Consider the following 13,655-nt stretch of genomic DNA (forward strand, 5'->3'; position numbering starts at 1 on the left):
GGCTTCAGCCCTCTGCGCGCCGGTGGTGGAACGACCCGCAGCCCAATTCCGCCAGCAAGCGGTCGATCGTGTCCTGATGGGGCACCTCGAGCAAGCGGCGCGGATAGCGGGGTGCGGCGCGGTCATCCACCCAGTGCCGGTTCCAGCCGCGGGTGGTGGCAATGAACTCCCGCGCAAAGTCTTCTCCCAGGTGCGGGAACTCTTCCAGGCAGGCCGTCAAGATGACGTCCAGGTACGACTGGGCGATGGGGCACTCGGGTGTGGGTTGGCCCGGATGGTCGGCCACATAGGCCATCACCGGCCCCGGGTGCGGTAAGGCCAGGGGTTGGTGCGTCTGCGGGTCCAGCACGGCCGATGGCGTCAGCGTGAAGCGTGTGTAGCCCGCCTCGCGCGCGTCCAGTCGCTCCAGTTGGGCCGGGCTGACGGCGAACACCACGCCGCTGCAGTCGCTCTCAGGAGCTACGCGCAGACTCACGGCCGTCATGCCGCGCACGGGAGCTGCCGTGCTCCATTCGCGCTGCACCCCGCGCACCCGCGCAGCGAAGGCCGCGCCATGCGGCCCGATGGTCAGCGCGCGACTGGCGGGCAGCAGCAGGCTGCCGTAGCCAAAGATCCAAGTCGTGGGCATGGCGCCGGGGGCTTCAGAGCTCCAAGGTCATGAACACGCTGTAGGGGTCCAAGGCGTAGTCCCCGAACGGTCCACATTCTTTGAATCCGGCGCTGGCGTAGAGCTGGTGGGCGGCTCCGAACGTCTCGGCGGGGCCGGTTTCCAAACTCAAACGCGTGTAGCCGCGCCGCCGGGCCTCGGCCACGATGTGGTTCAGCACCGCCCGGCCGGCGCCCTGGCGGCGCGCGGCGCTGGGCGTGCGCATGGATTTGATTTCTCCATGCTGAGCATCCAAAGCCTTGAGTGCGCCGCACCCCACGAGCACCCCGTCCACGCGGGCCGACCAAAACGTAATGTCCGGCCGCTTGAGCTTGCTCACGTCCAGCGCGTGCACGCTTTCGGGCGGAGAGAGTTCGTACATGTGACGCAAATGCTCTTCCAAGAGGGCGTAGACGTCGGGGCGGGCGGGGTCGTCGATCTCAATCTGCATGGGGCGGCGCTGGGCGGGGGTGTTGGGCGGCATTCTGATTCATCCACCAAAACGCCGCCGGCAGCACAAAGAGCGACAGCAGCGGGGCCGTCACCATGCCGCCCACCATGGGGGCGGCGATACGGCTCATGACCTCGGAGCCGGTGCCGCTGCCCAGCAGAATGGGCAGCAGGCCGGCCAGGATGACGGCCACCGTCATGGCCTTGGGGCGTACGCGCTGCACGGCGCCGTCCATGATGGCGTCGTGCAGGGCTTCCACGGTATGCAAGCCCTGGCGCTGCCGCTCCGCCCAGGCGTTCTTCAGGTAGAGCAGCATGATGACGCCGAACTCCGCCGCCACGCCGGCCAGGGCGATGAAACCCACCCCGGTGGCGATGGACTGGTGATAGCCGAGCAGGTAGAGGAACCAAAAGCCGCCCACCAGTGCGAAGGGCAGGGTCGCCATGATGAGCAGGGCCTCGCGGGCATTGCCAAAGCAGAGCACCAGGAGCACAAAGATGATGGCCAGCGTGGCCGGAACCACCACCTGGAGGCGGGCGTTGGCGCGCTCCAGGAACTCGAACTGGCCGGAGTAAGCCAGGCTCATGCCGGGCTCCAGCTGGACCTGCTCGGCCACAGCGCGGCGCAGGTCTTGCGCCACGGCGGCCAGGTCGCGCCCGCGCACGTCCACAAACACCCAGCCCGAAGGGCGGGCGTTTTCGCTCTTGATCATGGGCGGGCCGTCGGCCACGGCCACGCGCGCCACCGCGCCCAGGGTCAGGCGCTGGCCCATGTCGGTGAGCAGCGGCAGGTTGCGCACGCGCTCCTCGGTGTCGCGCCACTCACGCGGGTAGCGCACGCTGAGGGGAAAGCGGGCGCGGCCCTCTACCGTTTCGCCTGCCATCTCGCCGCCGATCAGGCTGGCCACCACCGAATGCACCTGGGCGACGCTCAGTCCGTAGCGGGCAGCCGCTGCGCGGTCCACGTCGATGTCCAGGTAGCGCCCGCCGGTCAAGCGTTCGGCCAGGGCCGAGCTCACGCCCGGCACGCCCTTGGCGACTTGCTCCACCCGCTGGGCCACGCGCTCGATGGCGGCGAGCCGGTCGCCCATCACCTTGACGCCAATGGGGCTCTTGATGCCGGTGGCCAGCATGTCGATGCGGTTGCGGATCGGGGGCACCCAGAGGTTGGCGAGCCCGGGCACCTTGACGGCCTGATCCAGCTCGTCGATCAGCTTCTCGGGCGTCATGCCCGGCCGCCATTCCTCCCGAGGTTTGAGCCGGATGGTGGTCTCAAACATCTCCAGCGGCGCGGGGTCGGTGGCGGTTTCGGCCCGGCCGGCCTTGCCGGAGACGCTGAGCACCTCGGGCACGGTTTTGATCATGCGGTTGGTCTGCTGCAAGAGCGCCGAGGCCTTCTGGGCCGACAGGCCGGGCAGGGCGGTGGGCATGTAGAGCAAGTCGCCCTCGTCCAGCGGTGGCAGGAATTCGCCCCCCAGGCGGGAGAGCGGCCACAGCAGGCTCAGCAGCACCAAGGCGGCCACGGCCAGCGTGGTCTTGGGCCAGTGCAGAACGGCCGTCAGCGCAGGGCGGTAGACCGCGATCAGGGCCCGGTTCAGCGGGTTGCGGCCCTCGTCGGGGATGCGCCCGCGAATCCAATACCCCATCAGCACCGGCACCAGGGTCACGGCCAGCCCAGCCGCCGCCGCCATGGCATAGGTCTTGGTGAAGGCCAGTGGGCCGAAGAGCCGCCCCTCCTGCGCCTGCAGAGTGAACACCGGCACGAAGGAGAGGGTGATGATGAGCAGCGAGAAAAAGAGCGCCGGGCCCACCTCCACGGCCGCGTCGCCCATCAAGCGCCAACGCGCCTCGCCCGCCAAAGTTTCGCCGGGGTGGCGGTGCTGCCAGGCTTCCAGGTGTTTGTGGGCGTTTTCAATCATCACCACCGCGGCGTCCACCATGGCGCCAATGGCGATGGCGATCCCGCCGAGCGACATGATGTTGGCGTTCAGGCCTTGGGCGTGCATGACGATGAAGGCCGCGCCGATGCCCAGCGGCAGCGAGACGATGGCCACAAAAGCCGAGCGCACATGCCACAGGAAGAGCGCGCACACGGCGGCCACGACCAGGAACTCCTCCACCAACTTGTTGCGCAGGTTGGCGATGGCGCGGTCGATGAGCTGGCTGCGGTCGTAGGTGGTCACCACCTCCACGCCGGCTGGCAGCGAGGGCTTGAGCTCGCTCAGCCGCGCCTGCACGGCGGCAATCGTGTCGCGAGCGTTTTTGCCCGAGCGCAGCAGCACCACGCCGCCCACGGCCTCGCCCTGGCCGTCCAGCTCGGCAATGCCGCGCCGCATCTCGGGGCCGTGTTGCACCGTGGCGATGTCGCCCAGCAGCACGGGGGCGCGGCCGGCGAGCTTGATCGGAATGCCGCGCACCTCGTCCAGGTTCTTCAAGTAGCCGCTGGCGCGCACCATGAGCTCGGTCTCGCCCAACTCCAACACGCCGCCGCCGGTTTCCTGGTTGGACTGGCGCAGGGCCTCTATGGCCTGTTCGTGGCTGACGCCCAGCGCGGCCATGCGCACCGGGTTCAGCACCACTTGGGTTTGGCGCACCATGCCACCCACGGTGGCGACCTCGGCCACATTGGGCAGGGCTTTGAGCTCGTAGCGCAGCCAGCTGTCTTGCAAGGCGCGCAGCTGGGCCAGGTCCAGCTGGCCGCTGCGGTCCACCAGCGCGTACTGGTAGACCCAGCCCACGCCTGTGGCATCGGGGCCGATGGCCGTGCGCGCTTGGGGCGGCAGGCGACCCTGGATTTGATTCAGTGTCTCCAGCACCCGGGAGCGGGCCCAGTACAGGTCGGTGCCGTCCTCAAACAGCACGTAGATGAAGCTGTCGCCAAAGAACGAGAACCCGCGCACGCTCTTGGCACCGGGGGTGGACATCAGCGTGGTGGCCAGCGGGTAGGTGACTTGGTTTTCCACCAACTGCGGCGCCTGGCCGGGCCAGGTGGTGCGCAGAATCACCTGCACGTCCGAGAGATCGGGCAGGGCGTCCACCGCCGTGTGGCGCACGGCCAGCACGCTCCAGGCCAGCAGGCCCACGGTGGCCAACAGCACCAAGAAGCGGTTGACGACGGACCAGCGAATGAGGGCGGCGATCATGGGTGGCCTCCTGGCGTGGTGGTGGCCTTGGGCTTTTCCAGCTTCTCCAGTTTTTGCACCGTGAGGCCGTCGTTGCCTTGGCTGACCTGGATGCGCACCTTGTCCCCCACCTTCAAGCCATGGGCCACATGGGCGTTGGCCAGCGGGAAGGGCATGGTCATGCCGCCCATCTTGAGCGTCGGGAACGGGCCGTGTGCGAGGGTGACTTCCAGACCGTCGAGGGCCTCGATCACGCCCTCGCTGGCGTGCAGCACGGGGCCCGCCGCACTGGCAGTTGCACGGGCGGGCGCGGCTTGAAGGCCGGCCAGATTGGCCTCGGAGTCGATCAAGAACTGTCCGCTGGCCACCACCTGCTGGCCGACGCCGAGCCCGCTGCGGATGCGGGTCAGGGGGCCCACTTCGCCCGCCAGCGTCACTTCGACGGGGCGGAAGCGGCCTTCGCCCTCGGACACCATCACCAGGGAGCGCTGGCCGGTGCGAATCACCGCCTCGGTGGGCACGGCGGGCAGGGCCTCACCGGCGCCCGCTGTCGATTGCACGTGCGCCTGGGCGGTGAAGCCCGGGCGCAGCTTGCCGCCGGGGTTGGGCAGCTCCACGCGGGCGCGCAGGCTGCGCGAGGCCTCGTCCAAGGCCGGTAGCAGGGACGTGACGGTGCCCTTGACGGGCTGGCCGGGCCGTGCGGTGAATTCCGCGTGCACGCTTTGCCCCACCTGAATCTGGGCCGCCTGGGCCTCGGGAACGGTCAGCTCCAGCCACACGCGGCCAAGGCCCTGGATTTTGGCCAGCGTGGCGCCCGCCATCAGGCTCATGCCGGCGCGCACGTCCAACTCTTGAATCAAGCCGCCGCGCGGGGCGCGCAGGGTGAGGCGGGCACGCACCTGGCCCGTTTGCTGCAGCTCGCGAATCTGCGTCTCGGGCAAGCCCGTGAGGCGCAGGCGGTTCAGCGCGGCTTCGGCCAACTCGGGCTGGGTGCGCAGGCTCAAAAACTCTTGCTGCGCGGCCGCCCATTCGGGCACCAACAGCTCGGCCAGGGGCTGGCCCTCGTGCACCACGTCGCCGGGCGCCAGCGGCCAGACCTTCTCCACAAACCCGGCCACGCGGGTCTGGACCACCGCGACGTCGCGCTGGTCAAAGCCCAGCGCCCCATGCAGCACCCACTCGGCTGCGGCGGGGGCGCTGGTGACGGGCGCGAGCCGCAGGCCCAGGTTTTGGCTCACGCGCGGGTCAATGCGCACGGTGCCGCCCTCGACCTCGTCGGCGTACTTGGGCACCAGCTCCATATCCATGAAAGGCGATCGGCCGGGCTTGTCGAACTTCGTCGCCGGGGCCATGGGGTCGTACCAGTACAGCACTTTGCGTTCAGTGCTGGCCGCTGCGGCGGGGGCTGTTGCGCTGGCACTGGGGTGATTGCCGCTGGGCTTGACCGACCAGCGACCGGCCAAAACGCCGGCACCGACCAGCGCCACAGCCAACAGGGTCAGGGGAAGGGGGTGGCGCATCATGGTTGGGCTCCAGTCCATTCGCGGGTCAGCATCAAGCGGGCTGCCCATTGGTCGCGCTCGCTCTCCAGAGCGAGGGCCTTGAGTTCGGCTTCCAAAAGCTCGCGGCGGGCGCTCAGTACCGCACGGAGTGGGCCGTTGCCGCTGCGGTAGGCATCCAAGGCGATCTGGCTGCGTTGCTGTGCGAGCGGCAGGGCCTCGTCGCGTTGGCGCCTGAGCGCAGTGTGGGCCCGCTGTTGCTCGGCCAGGCCCATGGCCAGCTCGGCCTCGTGTTCTCGCCGCATCGCGTCGAGGTCCGCTGCGGTGGCACGCAGCAGCGCTTCGCGGGCGCGCACTTGAGCATCCTGACGGTTGCGCGGGAAGAGGGGCAGGTCCAGGCTGACCATGATCGAAACCATGTCGTCATAGGCCGGCCCACGCTTTTGGAGGACGACTTCCACGCTCCAGTCGGGCTTGCGCATGGCGTCGGCCTCGCGCCGTTCGGCCTGGGCCTCGGCCTGCATCGCGCTGGCGGCCCGCAGCTCAGGGTGGTCGGCCAGGGTGCCGTGCAAGGTGTCGGCGTTTGGCGTCCACGTCGGCGGCGGGCCGGACAGTTCGGCGTCGGCGGCTGCTCCAATCCAGCGCTTGAGGGTAGCGTGGGCCACGGCGCGCTGGGCGTGCAGTTCGTCGCGCCGCTCAGCCAGCATCAAGGCTTCGCGCCTCGGCATGAGCGCGTCTTCCACCATCGCCCGACCGGCGGCCAGCTGCGCTTGCGTGGTTTGAAGCAGCAAGTGGTTCTCGGCTTCGAGCTTTTCCAGCGCGCTGAGCTGGCGTTCCAGGTGGTGGCGTTGCAACCACGCCAGGGCCACCTCGCGCTGGGCCAGGACGCGAGCCGATTGCAGTTCCGCCTGGGTCCGCAGGGTTTGGGCGTCGGCCCTGTCGCGCCAGGCGGCGCGCTTGGCGGCGTTGGGCAGTTCCTGCATGACGCCAATGCGGCGCATGGTCATGCTGTCGCGCGTCAAGGCGAAGCGATCCATGCCGTTGATCGGCAGGTTCTCGATGCCGAAGCGGAGCTGCGGGTCGGGCCGCTCGCCCGCACTGAGGGCTGCCGCGCGCGCGGCATCCAGGCGCGCTTGGGCGGCGATCAGCGTCGGGGGGTGGTGCAGGGCTTGTTCCAGCGCCTGGGCAAAGCTCAGGCCGGGGGAGGCCAGCGAAGACGCCCCGGCCTGGAGGGGGGCGAGCACGACGGCCGCGAGGGCATAGGAGGGCGCCCACCGCCACAAGCGGAGGCGCAAAAACGACAGGGGTGACATGGGAACTCCCGCAAACCGGCGTTCTCAGACGCCGACCGCCCGGCCGCTCAGGGCCTGGCACCAGACAAGGTTGGGGCTTAGGCGTGGCGCGGAGGGCGCCAAAGCGAAGACGGCGCGCCGTCGGTAGCCGCTTCAGGTCGTGGCTGAGGGACCCCATGCGCCGCAGGGGCGTGTGCCGCGGGACTCAACCCACTCGGCAGTGCGATTGGCGTGGCCGGGCACTTTTGGGCACAAGCACTCCTGCTCGCGTGGGCGCCGTCAGCGCAGCAATCGGGAACGGAGTCCGGCGCATCGACCGCCATGCCCGCGTCTTGGCTGTGCATGGGACAGGGGGCGGGAAGGACGTTCAACGCAGCCCAACTCGACGCGGGCAGGGCCAACATCAAGAGCCAGGTGAGGAGAACGCGTAGCAGCTTCACGCGCTAATTGGAAACCAAAAGTCTCGAGAGAGGAAGCGCTGGAGCGGGTGATGGGAATCGAACCCACGTATCAAGCTTGGGAAGCTGGCGTTCTACCATTGAACTACACCCGCGTGAGGCCGCGCATGTTACGGGAGTTTTGGCCGTTTTTGCCTGCGTGCGGCCAAATAGGCGGCCGTCGCCCCAGGTCAGGGCTTTGCGACACACTAGAGCCCCGCGTAGCTCTTGGATGCTTGCATGAAGACCCGCTCCGAACGACTCCAAGCCCTATGCGATGCACCGCCGCTTGACTTGGTGGTGGTCGGAGGCGGGGCGACGGGTGCCGGCGTGGCCCTGGACGCGGCAGCGCGCGGCTACGCCGTTGCCCTGCTGGAGGCGGATGATTTCGCCAAAGGGACGAGTTCCCGTGCGACCAAGTTGGTGCACGGCGGCGTCCGGTATCTGGCCCAGGGGCAGTTGGGTTTGGTGCGCGAGGCCCTGCGTGAGCGGCGAACCCTGCTGGCCAATGCGCCGCATCTGGCCAGCCCGTTGCGCTTTGTGCTGCCGGCCTACCGCCCCTGGCAAGTCCCTTTTTTTGGCCTGGGCTTGATGGCCTACGACCTGCTGGCCGGGCGCTCGGCCTTGGGGCGCACGCGATGGTTGGGCCGCACGGCAACCCAAAAGGCGTTGCCCGGAGTGAATCCCAACGGGCTGTGGGGGGGCATTCAGTATTGGGATGCGCAGTTTGACGATGCCCGGTTGGCCCTGGCACTGGCTCGCTCGGCTGAGCGGGCGGGCGCCTTGGTACTCAATCACTGCCCCGTGGAAGGGCTGCGTTGGCAGGCGGACAAAGTGGCGGGGGTGGTAGCGGTGGAGGCAGAGACCGGCTCGCGGTTGACGCTGAACACCCGATGCGTGATCAACGCCACCGGCGTGTGGGTCGACGACTTGCGCGAGCGCGACCATCAAGGCCGACCGCCCGAGCCCCTGGTTACGGTCAGCCAAGGCGTGCACTTGGTCGTCGATCGCCAATTTCTGCCGTCAGAGCAGGCCCTTTTGGTGCCCAAAACCGAGGATGGCCGGGTACTTTTTGCCGTGCCGTGGATGGGACGGGTGATCTTGGGCACCACCGACACGCCGCGCCGCGACAAGCCCTTGGAGCCGCAAGCGTTCGACGAGGAGATTGAGTTCATCTTGCGCGAAGCGGGGCGGGTCTTGGTGCACCCCCCCGGCCGCAGCGATGTCCTGAGCGTGTGGGCTGGTCTGAGACCGTTGGCTCGCCCCAATTCCGGTCCGGGCAACCCGACCGGAACGGGTGGCATCAGTCGCGAGCACCACATCGAAGTGCGACCCAGTGGCTTGGTCAGCGTGACGGGGGGCAAGTGGACCACCTATCGCGCGATGGCGGAAGACGTCCTGTCGGCGTGTATGGCGGGCGGTTGGCTCGACCGGCGCCCGGGGGGCGTGACCGCGCAGTGGCCGCTTGTCGGCGCGCAACCCTTGCAGCGCCCCTTGCACCAGATTCAGGGGCTGGCGCGCTATGGCAGCGAAATCGAGCAGGTGCAGTCCCTGCCTGGAGCGGATCGGTGGCTGCACCCCGAGTTGAGTGAGGCGATGGTGCGGTTTGCGGCGCGCTGGGAAATGGCCCGAACGGTCGAAGACGTGTTGGCTCGGCGGGTGCGCTTGCTCTTCTTGGATGCGCGTGCAGCGTTGGCGGTGGCAGAACCCGTTGCGGACTTGCTCCGGGAGGAAACCGGTGTCGATCCCCAGTTGGATGCATTTCGTGCCCTGGCACACGGCTATTGCCTTACGGATACCGTCGCACCCGAATGATGCTCGCCAGCTGACTCTTCGCTTCGACACCTCGATTGAATGGCCAAATGAACACACTGCACTGGGCTTGGCAGCGCATGCTGCGCGATATCCGATCGGGGGTGCTGAGGTTGCTTGCGCTGGGCATGGTGCTGGCCGTGGCCGCCGTGGCCTCGGTGACCTTGCTCACGGCCCGCATCGACGCCGGGATGGTCCGGGATGCCGCGCAGCTGCTGGGCGGCGATGTGGTGATCGCCAGTGATCAGCCTGTGCAGCCCGCGTGGCAGACCGAAGCGGCTGGTCTGGGGTTGGGGCAAACGGAGACCCTGGCCTTCCCGTCGATGGCCCGTGCTCGGGACGATCAGGGGGGGGCAACGCGTCTGGTGGCCGTGAAGGCGGTGGACCGCCAGTACCCCCTGCGGGGGAGGTTGCGTCTGGTTGACGGACGAACTGTGGGCGGGCCCGACCCCGGAACGGTCTGGGTGGATCCTGCGGTCCTGGACGCCCTGCAATTGCACGTGGGGGATCGAGTGGGCCTGGGGGACGTCGAGCTTCTCGTGGCCGGGGTGATCGAGCAGGAACCGGACCGAGGCGCCGGTTTCTTGAACTTTGCCCCCCGGGTGATGATGGCGCGTGCGGACGTGGCCGCTTCGAACCTGGTTCAGGCCAACAGCCGGGTGGGCTATCGGTGGGCCCTGGTGGCGTCGCTGGATCAAGCGGACACCTTGCGCAGCTGGCAGGCTGAGCTGAAAGCGCGATTGGAGCGGGGCGAATGGCGGGGCGCGCGGTTGGAGAATTTGGAAGGCGGACGGCCTGAACTGCAACAGGCGCTGGGTCGCGGCACCCAGTTTTTCGGTTTGGTGTCGCTGCTCGCCGCCCTGCTGGCGACGCTGGGCGTTGCACTGGCTGCGCGCGAGTACGCCCTGCAACAGGTCAATGAAAGTGCCCTGCTGCGGGTGCTGGGGCAAAGCAGTCGGACGTTGGCTTGGGCCTACACCCTGGAGTTGCTGCTGGTCGGCACCGCGGCGTGTCTGGTGGGGCTGCTCGCGGGGTGGCTGGCCCAACAGGGGTTGGTGCTGGCGCTCCGTGGATTGCTTCCAAGCGAGTTGCCGCTGGCGAATTGGCGCAGCGCGTTGTTGCCGATGGGTTTGGGGTTGACCGTCCTGCTGGCGTTTGGCTTGCCCCCGGTGTTGCGACTGGCCCGTGTGAGTCCCATGCAAATTTTGCGCCGTGGTCAAGGTTTGCGCACAACGCCGACAGCTGTCGGCGTGGCGGTGCTGGGCGGGGCGGGCTTTGTTGGCCTGCTGGCCGCTGTGGCGGGACAGAGAACCGTCGCGCTGGTGATTTTGGGTGGGTTCGCGATCGCACTGGGCGTGTTCGCAGCGGTGGCTGCGCTGGTGTGGCAGGGACTCAAACGGCTCGCCCGGTCCGCCAGCGGATCGGTCACGCTCCGTCTGGTCGCCCGGCAGGGGGCGGCCAGACCGGGCATGGCGCTGATGCAAGTGGCCGCATTGGGAACGGGCCTGCTGGCGCTGACGCTATTGGCCACGGTGCGGACGAACTTGATGGAAAGTTGGCGGGCCTCGGGTCCGAGTCTGGGGCCGGACCGTTTTGTCATCAATCTCCAGTCGGATCAGTTGCCGGCCTTTCGCCTGGCGCTGGAGTCGGCCGGTGTGAAACCCATCGACCTGGCGCCGACCTATCGTGGGCGCTTGGTGGCCATCAACGGAAAGGGCGTTTCGGACTGGAGGCTCCCGAACGAGCGCGGGCGCCGCTTGGCCGAGCGCGAGTTCAACCTGAGTCACGCCGCAGCGGTGCCAGAGCACAACCAGGCCCTCGAGGGGGCCTGGACGGGTGAGGGTCTCAGTGTGGAGGAGGGGCTTGCCCGGGATTTGGGGCTCAAGGTCGGCGATTGGCTCGCTTTTGACATGGCGGGAGAACGGGTCGAAGCGCAAGTCATCCAGTTTCGTCGGGTGGAGTGGTCCTCGATGCGGCTGAACTTTTTTGTGCTGTTTCAGCGCAGCCCCCAGCCCGAGCCTCCTACCACCTGGCTCGCGACGTTTCGAGCCCCGCCGGACCGCAGCCTGGATCGGCAGCTGGTGGCGGCATTCCCGAACCTGACGGTGGTGGATGTGTCGGCCCAGCTGGCCCAAGTCCAGACCGTGTTGGACCAAGTGACCTTGGCCATTGAAGGCCTGAGCTTGTTTACCCTCGCGGCAGGGGCGACGGTTTTGGTCGGGGCGCTGCGCGCCACGCGCGAGGCGAGGGTTCGGGACTTCGCCTTGATGCGTGCCATGGGCGCCAGCAATCGGCTCCTGCAGCGGGTTCAGCGGTTCGAATTGTTGGGGCTTGGGACGCTGGCTGGGGCGCTCGCGGGGGCGCTTTCGCTGGGGGTGAGCGCGGTACTGGCGACGACGGTCCTGGAGTTGAACTGGCGGCCCCAGTTGTGGATTCCTGTGGCCACTGCGGGGGCCGGCGCGCTGTTGGCCTGGGGGGTGGGCAGCTGGACGCTGCGCAGTGTTTTGCAGCGCCCTGTGGTCACCACGCTGCGCGCAGCGACGGTGGAGTGACCGACCGCGAGCGTCTGGCTAGCGGTGGCGTTGGCCCACCTTAAAAACGGAAATGATTTCGCTCAAGCGGTGGGCTTGCTCTTTCAGGCTTTCCGCCGCTGCGGCCGACTCCTCGACCAACGCGGCGTTTTGCTGCGTGGCTTGGTCCAGTTGCACCATGGTGGTGTTGACGCTGGCGATGCCGTGACTTTGCTCCCCCGCTGCGGCGGTAATTTCTCCAATGATGTCGGACACCCGCTGCACGCCGGAGACGATTTCCTCCATCGTCACGCCGGCCTCCTGAACCAGTTTGGAGCCCGCCTCGACCCGCTCGACACTGGCGCCTATCAAACTCTTGATTTCTTTGGCGGCTTCGGCAGAGCGGCCGGCCAGCGACCGCACTTCGCCGGCCACAACTGCAAAGCCGCGACCCTGCTCACCGGCTCGGGCGGCTTCGACCGCCGCATTGAGCGCCAAGATGTTGGTTTGGAAGGCGATGCCGTCGATCACGCCAATGATGTCGTGAATCTTGCGGGAACTGGTGTGGATGTCGTCCATGGTGGCGACCACCTGATTCACGACAGCGCCTCCCTTTTGAGCCGAGGTGGCCGCGGCACTGGCCAGCTGATTGGCCGTGGTGGCCGCGTCGGCCGTGTGTCGCACGGCGGCGGTCAGGCCATCCATGGACGAGGTGGCTTGCTGCAAATTCGAGGCCGTTTGTTCCGTGCGCCGCGACAGGTCCTGCGCGCCGGTGGCAATTTCGCTGGAGGCCACGCCCATTGACCCCGTGGCGCTGTGAACGTCCTGCAGGATGCCTTGAAGCTTGCCCACGAAGTCGTTGAAGCCTTGCGCAATGTGGGCCACTTCATCGTTGCCGCTGTCCGGCAGTCGACGGGTCAAATCTCCACCCCCAGCGGAGATGTCTTGCATGGCATCCCGCACCCGCTCGAGGCCCGTAAACAGACGGCGCACGACGCTGGCAATGAGGAAACCGGCCAACGCAATCATCACCACGGCCACGCCGATGGCCTTCCACAGCAGCGAGCGCAGCGGCGCCAAGGCTTCAGACGCATCGGCTGCCACAACCAGCGTCCACGGGGTCCCTGCAACCGGGGCGCTGCGAAACAACAGGGACTGATCTGCGCTGTGAGCTTCTAACCAACCCTGGTCGGCCCCTGCAGCTTTCAAGCCCGCGACGGTCAGCTCGGGCGCCACATTCGTCGCAGGTTGAAGAATCACTTTGGGATTGGCATGCGCCATGACCCGCCCGTCAGCTGCGACCAAGAAAGCGAAGCCAGACGGCGTGGGTCGAATGCCTTTGAGAATGGACACCACACCCGTCATGAATACATCGGACGCGATGACGGCCTTGGTTTCGGTGCCTTCTTTGACCGCGTAGGCGAAGGTGACGACGGGCTGCTGGGTGGCGGTATCCAGGTAGGGCTCGGTGAGGACCACCTCCGAAGCGGCGGCGGCGAGCTTGTACCAGGGGCGGGCGGTCGGGTCGAAATCGGCGGGCAGGTTTTCGTCCTTGTGCATCAGCATGCGCTTATCGGCGTGGCCGATGTAGGCGAAGTCCAAGCTGCCGGAGATGGCGGCCTGAACCAAGGGCGGGCGAGGGTTCTCTAAAGCCACCGCGGGCTGAAGTGACTTCAAGATATTGCCCTGCACCGTGGCCCAGCCGCCGATGGATTGGGCTTGCCCCCGAGCCACTTCATTCAGCCGCGCCAGGGTTTGGGCCTGCACATGGCTGCGGGCATCAAAGTAGCTGGCCAACGTGGCAGCCAAGAGGGCCAACAGCACGACACCGGTACACAAGGCGAGCAAACGCTTCTGCAAACTGGACTGCATCGAGAGTCTCCTGGC

8 protein-coding genes and 1 tRNA gene are annotated in these 13,655 nt (G+C 67.6%); 2 read left to right on the top strand and 7 right to left on the bottom strand.

Annotated elements, in window-relative coordinates:
• Positions 1–4 precede the first annotated feature (4 nt).
• The 6 genes from I7X43_RS07615 to I7X43_RS07640 form a co-directional block, all read right to left on the bottom strand.
• Positions 5–628, bottom strand: a complete 624-nt coding sequence (locus I7X43_RS07615; RefSeq protein WP_198100305.1) for a gamma-glutamylcyclotransferase family protein — start codon at positions 626–628, stop codon at positions 5–7.
• Between the two features lie 13 nt (positions 629–641).
• Positions 642–1,130, bottom strand: coding sequence for a GNAT family N-acetyltransferase (locus I7X43_RS07620; protein ID WP_246480233.1), 489 nt, complete (start codon positions 1,128–1,130; stop codon positions 642–644).
• Entirely contained in the window at positions 1,087–4,239 is a 3,153-nt protein-coding gene (locus tag I7X43_RS07625; RefSeq protein ID WP_198100306.1) for an efflux RND transporter permease subunit, read from the bottom strand. Before I7X43_RS07625 ends, I7X43_RS07620 begins: the two co-directional genes overlap by 44 nt.
• Positions 4,236–5,741: an efflux RND transporter periplasmic adaptor subunit gene (locus tag I7X43_RS07630; protein WP_198100307.1), complete on the bottom strand. Its 1,506-nt coding sequence runs from the start codon at positions 5,739–5,741 to the stop codon at positions 4,236–4,238. Before I7X43_RS07630 ends, I7X43_RS07625 begins: the two co-directional genes overlap by 4 nt.
• The gene (locus tag I7X43_RS07635) at positions 5,738–7,030 is read right to left on the bottom strand and encodes a TolC family protein (RefSeq protein WP_198100308.1); all 1,293 of its coding nucleotides are present in this window, start codon (positions 7,028–7,030) and stop codon (positions 5,738–5,740) included. Before I7X43_RS07635 ends, I7X43_RS07630 begins: the two co-directional genes overlap by 4 nt.
• 458 nt (positions 7,031–7,488) lie before the next feature.
• A tRNA-Gly gene (locus tag I7X43_RS07640) sits at positions 7,489–7,562 on the bottom strand.
• A gap of 124 nt (positions 7,563–7,686) precedes the next feature.
• Between I7X43_RS07640 and I7X43_RS07645 the strand changes: the two genes are divergently transcribed.
• Both I7X43_RS07645 and I7X43_RS07650 read left to right on the top strand, forming a co-directional pair.
• Complete coding sequence (locus tag I7X43_RS07645) at positions 7,687–9,261, top strand: glycerol-3-phosphate dehydrogenase/oxidase (RefSeq protein WP_198100309.1); 1,575 nt, start codon at positions 7,687–7,689, stop codon at positions 9,259–9,261.
• 47 nt (positions 9,262–9,308) lie between these two features.
• A complete protein-coding gene (locus tag I7X43_RS07650; protein ID WP_198100310.1) occupies positions 9,309–11,810 on the top strand; it encodes an ABC transporter permease in 2,502 nt (833 codons plus the stop codon).
• An 18-nt stretch (positions 11,811–11,828) separates the two neighbouring features.
• Here I7X43_RS07650 and I7X43_RS07655 read toward each other — a convergent pair whose 3' ends face one another.
• The gene (locus I7X43_RS07655) at positions 11,829–13,640 is read right to left on the bottom strand and encodes a methyl-accepting chemotaxis protein (RefSeq protein ID WP_198100311.1); all 1,812 of its coding nucleotides are present in this window, start codon (positions 13,638–13,640) and stop codon (positions 11,829–11,831) included.
• Positions 13,641–13,655 lie beyond the last annotated feature (15 nt).

The sequence above is a fragment of the Inhella gelatinilytica genome (assembly GCF_016093295.1).
Lineage (GTDB): Bacteria > Pseudomonadota > Gammaproteobacteria > Burkholderiales > Burkholderiaceae_C > Inhella > Inhella gelatinilytica.

Coding starts and splice junctions, on each gene's coding strand:
- I7X43_RS07615 (WP_198100305.1), bottom strand. CDS start 628: ATGCCCACGACTTGGATCTTTGGCTACGGCAGCCTGCTGCTGCCCGCC.
- I7X43_RS07620 (WP_246480233.1), bottom strand. CDS start 1,130: ATGCCGCCCAACACCCCCGCCCAGCGCCGCCCCATGCAGATTGAGATC.
- I7X43_RS07625 (WP_198100306.1), bottom strand. CDS start 4,239: ATGATCGCCGCCCTCATTCGCTGGTCCGTCGTCAACCGCTTCTTGGTG.
- I7X43_RS07630 (WP_198100307.1), bottom strand. CDS start 5,741: ATGATGCGCCACCCCCTTCCCCTGACCCTGTTGGCTGTGGCGCTGGTC.
- I7X43_RS07635 (WP_198100308.1), bottom strand. CDS start 7,030: ATGTCACCCCTGTCGTTTTTGCGCCTCCGCTTGTGGCGGTGGGCGCCC.
- I7X43_RS07645 (WP_198100309.1), top strand. CDS start 7,687: ATGAAGACCCGCTCCGAACGACTCCAAGCCCTATGCGATGCACCGCCG.
- I7X43_RS07650 (WP_198100310.1), top strand. CDS start 9,309: ATGAACACACTGCACTGGGCTTGGCAGCGCATGCTGCGCGATATCCGA.
- I7X43_RS07655 (WP_198100311.1), bottom strand. CDS start 13,640: ATGCAGTCCAGTTTGCAGAAGCGTTTGCTCGCCTTGTGTACCGGTGTC.